The following is a 7,733-nucleotide window of genomic DNA, read 5'->3' on the forward strand; positions in this document are numbered from 1 at the left end:
TCCTACTTTTCTTTAATTAGTTCCTTAATTAGTTTTTTATCAGCTTCATCGTCTACAACTAATTTTATATCACTATCATCAATAGAATCTTCATATGAACCTTCTATAAGTTCTACTTCAGTAATATTAAAGTTTTCTAAGATTTCCTCATCTTTTCTCTTTAGTTTAACTTTAACACTTTCTTTAACAATATTATTTTGAATTACTTCTCCAGTTCCTTCAGGTGTTTTTACAATTGAACCTACTTTAGGTAATTCTTTTCTTATGCTCTCATATGTGCTTTGTTCATAGTTTAAACAACACATTAATCTTCCACATATACCTGATATCTTAGTTGGATTTAATGATAAATTTTGTTCTTTAGCCATCTTTATTGAAACAGATGCAAAATCACCTAAAAATGATGAACAACAAAGTGGTCTACCACAAGGTCCAAGTCCACCTATCATTTTAGCTTCATCTCTAACACCTATTTGTCTTAATTCAATTCTTGTTTTAAATATAGTAGCTAAATCCTTAACTAATTCTCTAAAATCTACTCTTCCATCTGCAGTAAAATAGAAGATGACCTTGTTATTATCAAATGTATACTCAACATCAATTAACTTCATAACAAGATTATGCTCTGCTATTTTCTTTGTACAAATTTCTAAAGCTTCTTCTTCTTTTGCTTTATTTTCTTCATGCTTTTTTATATCATCTGCATCAGCAATTCTTAAGACGCTTTTAAGAGGAGAAATTATATCTTCTTCTTTAATCTTTTTTATTCCAATTACACATTGACCAAATTCAATACCTCTAGCAGTTTCTACGATAACATAATCTTCTTTATTTATATTTAAATTATTTGGATCAAAATAATATATTTTTCCAGCCTTTTTAAATCTTACTCCAATTACTTCTATCATGTAATTATACCTCCAAAAATCCCATAAGCATAACACTAATACTCATTGTAAAATTAGTATTGTGCTTTAGACTATCTCTTGCTTCTTCTATATATTTTAGCATTCCATTTAATTTTTTATATGACATTAATTCCATAAGATTTTCTATATCATGAACTTTATCGGAATTTATTATAATATCTTTATTTCCAAGCTCTTTATAAATTATTATATCTCTTATGAATGTAGCTATCATATTTAATAGCTCTTCCTTTTCATCTTTAAATTCTTGAAACGCTTTCTCGTATTTTATTACTATTTCTGGATTGTTATTATTTATATCTTTTAGCATATCTACTATCAGAGTTCTAATATTTTGAAGATTTTCATCATTTAAAAATCTTAAAGCTCTTCCTGGAATTCCTTCAGAGTAAGCTAATATAGATAAAACTTCATCTTCTCTTAAATTATAATTTAAATTAATAAATTCTATCATTTCATTATTATTAAGAGGAGTAAGTTTATATATCTGACATCTTGATTTTATAGTATCTAATATACTTTCTAAATTAGTTGAAAGCATAATTATATAAACCCCTACTGGAGGTTCTTCTATCGTTTTAAGCAATGCATTCTGAGCTTGAATAGTAAGTTTTTCTGAATTATATATTATAATTACTTTTTTATCACCTTCATAAGGTCTTTTATTAACCTCTTCAATAATTTCTCTTACTTCTGAAACCCCCATAGATGCCTTTTTACTTTTATAAAAAATGGCATCAACATGCTCTTTTCCAAGTGGTTTATCAAGTATTTTAGATACAAATATATCAGCTATAATACTCTTTCCTATTCCATCTCTACCTACTATTAAATGAGCATGAGATAGTGTATTGCCTTCTGCCCTTTTCATAAAGCCATTTATAATTTTATTATGTCCTACAAACTTACTCAATACACACTCTCCTTTTAAATCCTATACTATATCTTTATAAATTGATCTACATCAACAACAAAAATAGTAGCTCCACCAACTTGTATTTCTATAGGATATTGCATACATAAACCTGCATTTCCTGTAATAGGTGCTGGTGCAGTGACCATTTCCTTTCTCTTCTTACAAATATCTTTAATTATATCTATAACTTCGTCTAGTTTTTCTTTATCTACTCCAATAATTAAAGTTGTATTTCCAGCCTTTAAAAATCCGCCTGTAGTTGCAAGCTTCGTAACCCCAAATTTTTTCTCATTTAGAACGTCAATTAAATCATCTGAATCGTCATCATTTACTATAGCTATTACTAATTTCATAAATAACCTCCATAACACTTAATTAAATACCCTAATTATATTTTACCACAAAGTAATATCTTTCCATAAGCCTATTTTAAGCATTATTAAGCATATTAGAAATTATATTTTTAACCTTATTAGATACTTCGTCAATTGTTCCTTCAGCATTTATTTTAACTCTATTTTTATTATCTTTATCATAAATTAAACTATAACCTTCTCTAACCTTATTATGAAAATCCATTTTTTCCAAGTCTAATCTATTAATTTCTCTATCTGAATTCTTCTTTATTCTATCAAGTCCAACTTCAGGACTTACATCAAATAGAATTGACATATTTGGCATACAATCGCCTATAGCAAATTTATTTATACTATAAACTTCATCCATTCCAAGACCCCTTGCATATCCTTGATAAGCTAAAGACGAATCTAAAAATCTATCACACAAAACTATTTTGCCCTCTTCTAAAGCTGGAATAACCCTTTCTACTAAATGTTGTCTTCTTGCAGCAGCATAAAGTAAAGCTTCTGTTTTTCCATCCATCTTTATATTCTCTTTATTAAGTATAACTTCCCTTATTTGCTCAGCTATACTTATCCCACCTGGCTCTCTAGTCTTTATAACATTAAAGCCACTTTCTTTAAGCCAATTGTATATCATATCAATCATTGTACTTTTTCCTGACCCTTCGCCACCTTCAAATACAATAAACTTACCTTTTTTCAATGTCGTTACCTCTTTCTCTAAAATTTATATAAACTTATTTTAATATGTTTTTTATCTTTTTTATATAGAAATCATAATTGTCTTGATCTGGAGTAATACTTACCATATCACCTTCACAAAAAGGACAAATAAAATTGTCTTTTATCATTATACCATTATCACTGACATTTCCACAGATTGCACATACATTTTCTATTTTTTTATTAACTAAACCCTTCATAAAAATTCTCTCCTTTACCAATTAAATTTTATTATCTAAAGTTTGTCCACAAAAATTTATTTCTATACTTTAAAACTTTAAATAAAAATAAATATTTTTCTTTCATATAGGTAAAAATAATAAAGAATATTTATCAGGAGGATACTTTTATGAAACAAGAAATGATTAGTTATCTTTCAACTCGTGATAAAGAAATTTCAGACTTATGTAAATATCTTTATGACAACGCTGAAGAAAGCTATAAAGAAACTAATTCATCAAAATATATTTGTAATCTTTTAAAGGAACATGGTTTTTCAGTAGAAAATAACTACTTAGATTTTCCTACAGCCTTTTATGCTACAAAAGGCTCAGGACATCCAAAAATATGCTTTATATGCGAATATGACGCTGTTAAAGATAGAGGACATATAACTGCTCATAACGGTCTTACTACAACATCTTATATTGCAGCAATTTCATTAGGGCATATTATAAATAAATTAAGTTATGGAACTGTAATAGTTATCGGCTGTCCAGGTGAGTATGCAGGTGGAACAAAAGATGTAATGTTAAAACAAGGAGTTTTTGATGATATTGATGTAGTTATGGTTTCACATCCTGATACTGTAACATGCGAAAGTGGATCATCTTCAGCAGTAATTCCACTTAGTATAAAATTTACAGGACACGATGGATTAAGCTTCTTAAATGGAGATCCTTATACAGCATTAGATGCTGTACTTTTAACATTTAATACATTAAATGCAATTACTAAAGGCTTCTGTAATGATATTACTGTTAATTCAGTAATATCTGAAGGTGGAGACACTCCTTTACTTGTTCCAAAAGAAGCTGAAGGTAAATTTTATATAAGGGCAACAAATATCGAATATGCAAGTATAGTAGAAAATAAAATAAAAGAAATTGCAAAATTCACATCTAAATTATTAGATGTTGACGTAAAAATTTCATTGTATCAATTTTCAAGCGATGAACTTATAAGTAATAGAACATTAAATAGGCTATATAATCATAATTTAAAAGAATGTGGAATTATAAATATATGCCCTCCACGAGATATAAATGCGGCTATTTCATTAGGTTCTATAAGCAAAAAAGTTCCACTAATACATCCTTATATATCAATAATTGACAATGAAAAAATTTCTTATGGAACAGATGAATTTGCAAAATGTACAATTTCTGATTTTGCTATTAATCAATATAAAAAATCTGGATTAGCACTTGCATTTACAGGTCTTGATATAATAACTAATTCAAATCTACTTGCAGAAATAAAATCAGAATTTTTCAATTGCAAATCTACTTTTAAATAAAAAAATACCCAAGAATTTAATTCTTGGGTATTTCTATTTCATTAATTTATTATCTCTTAACTTTAATATATTCTTTTTTACTCTATTAACGAAACATTCACTAGGTTGAAAATAAAATTTATAATAATCATTATCAATTTTATATATACAACAACATTGTTCAAGTTTCAATTTATTATATCCATAGTTACCTATAACTTTTGCATCTATACCTTTAGGTTGTTCACCTTTTTTACCTAAATATACGATATCTGAAATTTTAATACTAGTTAAGTTCTTTTCATCGCTTGAAAAAATCTTATTTACTATAAGCTTGTTTGCTATTAAAGCATATTTATAAGAAATTTTGCATTTAAAAAACTCTCTCAGTATAAGCAAAACTGCTATTAGAGCTATTATTAATTTGCATATAAGTAAAGTCTTTTTGCTATTAAAATCAATAACTTTAAGACCTTCTTGAGCATATAACATAAAAGTTATAATAAATAATACCAATACTATTACCGGAGCTTTTCGTTTGGCAACTACTTCTTTATGCATCATATTTAAATCCCCCATGATTAACTCAAATATTTATAAACATAGAAATGATTATACTAGTAATTTAGATTTTATTCCATATCAATATAAGGCAAATTTTTTTATTATTAGCTTATTATTAGCATTAAATAGACTTTATCTTTATTTTTCTAAATATTTTTATATTATTCTTTAATTTTCTTTTATTTTAATATATAAATAAGAATATAATTACATATATATATTTTTTCTTTTTATTTATGCCTTTATTTTATATTTATTAATTAAATAGTATAATATAATTATATATTAATGGAGGTTTTATAATGATTCAAATATTTAAAACAATGAATGATAATAATAAAAATCTCAAGCAGCTTGATAATATAGAACCAGGTTCTTGGATAAACATAGTAGCTCCATCTGATGAAGAACTTATTTTAATTTCAAATAAGACAGATATATCTCTAGATTTTCTAAAATCATCACTAGATGATGAGGAAACCTCTCGTATAGATATAGAAGATGATGTTATTTCAATTATAGTGGATATTCCTTTTACAGAAATGGAAGATAACTCTTTAACTTATGATACTTATCCACTATCTATAATACATACAGAAAAATATTTAATAACAGTTTGTCTTAAAAATAGTAAAATTTTAACTGACTTTATAAACGGAAGAATAAAATCATTTTATACATTTAAAAAATCAAGATTTATCCTTCAAATATTAAATAGAATATCTACATACTATCTTTTATATTTAAGACAAATAGATAAAAAAAGCTTAATGATTGAAAAAAGACTTCATAAATCAATGAAAAACAGAGAACTTATTCAATTACATTCACTTGAAAAGTCATTAGTTTATTTTTCAACATCATTAAAAGCAAATGAAATAACTTTAGAAAAAATGCTTAAACTTAATATAATTCAAAAATATGAAGCTGATAAAGATGTACTTGAAGATGTTATAGTTGAAAATAAACAGGCAATAGAAATGACAGAAATTTATAGTAATATACTTGCTAGTACAATGGATTTCTTTGCCTCAGTTATTTCTAATAATTTAAACATAGTTATGAAAGTACTAGCATCAGTTACAATACTTATGGCTATTCCAACTATAATAGGTGGTATATTTGGTATGAACGTATGGCTACCAATTTCACCAAACGATCCATCAGGATTCTATATAATAATGTTCATGACTATATTTATTTGTGCAATAGCTGCTTGGATATTATATAAAAACGATATGTTTAGATAGCAAATTTTTTAAAATATCATAATATGAATATTATCAATAAATAGTGAGCTTAATTTAAGCTCATTTTTTTATAGGAGGAATTTTATATTATGATAAAAGGTAAAATTTTAAGTTCTAATTCTAAAATAGGTATTATATCTCCAGCATCTTGTAGTGAAGATATAATTATAAATACTTATATTAATAAATTTAAATCTTTAGGATTTAATATAGTAAAAGGAAGGCATATTCATGATAAACATGGATATTTTTCTGGATCAGATATGGATAGGGCAAAAGAATTAACTGATATGTTTTTAGATGATTCAATAGATGGTATCATATGCTTTCGTGGTGGATATGGTTCAATACGTATACTGCCTTATATAGATATGTCTATAATAAAAAATAATCCAAAGTTTTTCTGTGGATATAGTGATATAACTATATTATTAAACTACTTTGCAAATAATGGTTTAATAACATTTCACGGTCCTATGATAAAATCTAATTTTGATGATATATTAACTTTATCTCATTTAAAAAGAATGCTCTTTAATCCTACAAAAGGATTTATTTATGATTTTTCAAATTGCATAAAATATAATAATAATCATTTTTCAGGTAAATTAATTGGTGGTAATTTATCAATGATATGTTCTTCTATAGGAACTCCGTATGAAATAAACTTAGATAATAGTATATTACTTTTAGAAGAAATAAATGAACCACCCTATGTAATAGATAGATTATTAACTCAATTATCACTTTCAAATAAACTTAATAAATGCAATGCTATACTTATAGGTCATATGACAAATTGTAGTGATGATAATGACTTTAGCTTTGAAATTTCAGATATAATAAAAAATATACTATTACCTTTAAATATTCCTATAATAACAAATGTACCATTTGGACATTCTTACCCTAATTTAACTTTTCCAATAGGGTGTAATGCTACCTATAACAAAGAAACAAGTCAACTTATATTATGCGAAAACTCACTTTTATAAATTTTAATCCACAAATTTATAAGTTATCCTATTAAATTTTACACTTTCAGTGGATAAGTTCTTATTCCAAAATTTTTTCTGTGGATAATTTCAAAATTTTTATTCCTATAAATAAAAAAGTCTGTAAACAATGTTTACAGACTTTCAATATGGAGGCGCCACCCAGATTTGAACTGGGGATGAAGGTGTTGCAGACCTCTGCCTTACCACTTGGCTATAGCGCCATATATGGTGGCTCGAGCAGGAATCGAACCAGCGACACGAGGATTTTCAGTCCTCTGCTCTACCGACTGAGCTATCGAGCCACACCATACCTAGCAACGTCCTACTCTCCCACACAGTCACCCGTGCAGTACCATCGGCGCTATAGAGCTTAACTTTCCTGTTCGGAATGGGAAGGAGTGTTTCCTCTATGCCATCATCACTAGATTTTATTTATTTTAAAGAGATTTGTTCTCTGAAAATTGCATATGAATTTTTGTTGATCGTTTTTTAT

At 26.6% G+C, this 7,733-nt stretch carries 9 protein-coding genes, 2 tRNA genes and 1 rRNA gene; 3 read left to right on the plus strand and 9 right to left on the minus strand.

Annotation, left to right across the window (positions count from 1 at the left end):
- Positions 1 to 2 precede the first annotated feature (2 nt).
- The 5 genes from O212_RS0115105 to O212_RS0115125 all read right to left on the minus strand — a co-directional run bounded on the left by O212_RS0115105 (position 3) and on the right by O212_RS0115125 (position 3,130).
- Positions 3 to 908: a stage 0 sporulation family protein gene (locus O212_RS0115105; protein WP_024615904.1), complete on the minus strand. Its 906-nt coding sequence runs from the start codon at positions 906 to 908 to the stop codon at positions 3 to 5.
- A gap of 4 nt (positions 909 to 912) precedes the next feature.
- A complete protein-coding gene (locus O212_RS0115110; RefSeq protein ID WP_024615905.1) occupies positions 913 to 1,842 on the minus strand; it encodes a DNA polymerase III subunit delta' in 930 nt (309 codons plus the stop codon).
- 26 nt (positions 1,843 to 1,868) lie between these two features.
- On the minus strand, positions 1,869 to 2,198 hold the full coding sequence (locus tag O212_RS0115115; protein WP_024615906.1) for a cyclic-di-AMP receptor: 330 nt from the start codon (positions 2,196 to 2,198) through the stop codon (positions 1,869 to 1,871).
- Positions 2,199 to 2,274: 76 nt separating this feature from the next.
- Positions 2,275 to 2,910, minus strand: a complete 636-nt coding sequence (tmk, locus tag O212_RS0115120) for a dTMP kinase (protein ID WP_024615907.1) — start codon at positions 2,908 to 2,910, stop codon at positions 2,275 to 2,277.
- Positions 2,911 to 2,944: 34 nt separating this feature from the next.
- Entirely contained in the window at positions 2,945 to 3,130 is a 186-nt protein-coding gene (locus tag O212_RS0115125; protein WP_024615908.1) for a sigma factor G inhibitor Gin, read from the minus strand.
- 149 nt (positions 3,131 to 3,279) lie between these two features.
- On the opposite strand from O212_RS0115125, the gene O212_RS0115130 reads away from it, so the two are divergent.
- Positions 3,280 to 4,449, plus strand: a complete 1,170-nt coding sequence (locus O212_RS0115130; protein WP_024615909.1) for an amidohydrolase — start codon at positions 3,280 to 3,282, stop codon at positions 4,447 to 4,449.
- Between the two features lie 33 nt (positions 4,450 to 4,482).
- Here O212_RS0115130 and O212_RS0115135 read toward each other — a convergent pair whose 3' ends face one another.
- Entirely contained in the window at positions 4,483 to 4,992 is a 510-nt protein-coding gene (locus O212_RS0115135; RefSeq protein WP_051373027.1) for a hypothetical protein, read from the minus strand.
- A gap of 302 nt (positions 4,993 to 5,294) precedes the next feature.
- Here O212_RS0115135 and O212_RS0115140 point away from each other — a divergent pair, with 302 nt between their 5' ends.
- Positions 5,295 to 6,242 (plus strand): magnesium transporter CorA family protein, encoded by a 948-nt coding sequence (locus O212_RS0115140; RefSeq protein WP_024615911.1) that lies wholly within the window; start codon positions 5,295 to 5,297, stop codon positions 6,240 to 6,242.
- An 89-nt stretch (positions 6,243 to 6,331) separates the two neighbouring features.
- A complete protein-coding gene (locus O212_RS0115145) occupies positions 6,332 to 7,237 on the plus strand; it encodes an LD-carboxypeptidase (protein ID WP_024615912.1) in 906 nt (301 codons plus the stop codon).
- Positions 7,238 to 7,387: 150 nt separating this feature from the next.
- Here O212_RS0115145 and O212_RS0115150 read toward each other — a convergent pair.
- The 3 genes from O212_RS0115150 to rrf form a co-directional block, all read right to left on the minus strand.
- Positions 7,388 to 7,461, minus strand: a tRNA-Cys gene (locus tag O212_RS0115150).
- 5 nt (positions 7,462 to 7,466) lie between these two features.
- A tRNA-Phe gene (locus O212_RS0115155) sits at positions 7,467 to 7,542 on the minus strand.
- 7 nt (positions 7,543 to 7,549) lie between these two features.
- Positions 7,550 to 7,666: ribosomal RNA gene (gene rrf, locus O212_RS0115160) — 5S ribosomal RNA — on the minus strand.
- Between the last annotated feature and the right edge of the window lie 67 nt (positions 7,667 to 7,733).

The organism is Clostridium sp. Ade.TY (assembly GCF_000498355.1).
Classification (GTDB): domain Bacteria; phylum Bacillota; class Clostridia; order Clostridiales; family Clostridiaceae; genus Clostridium.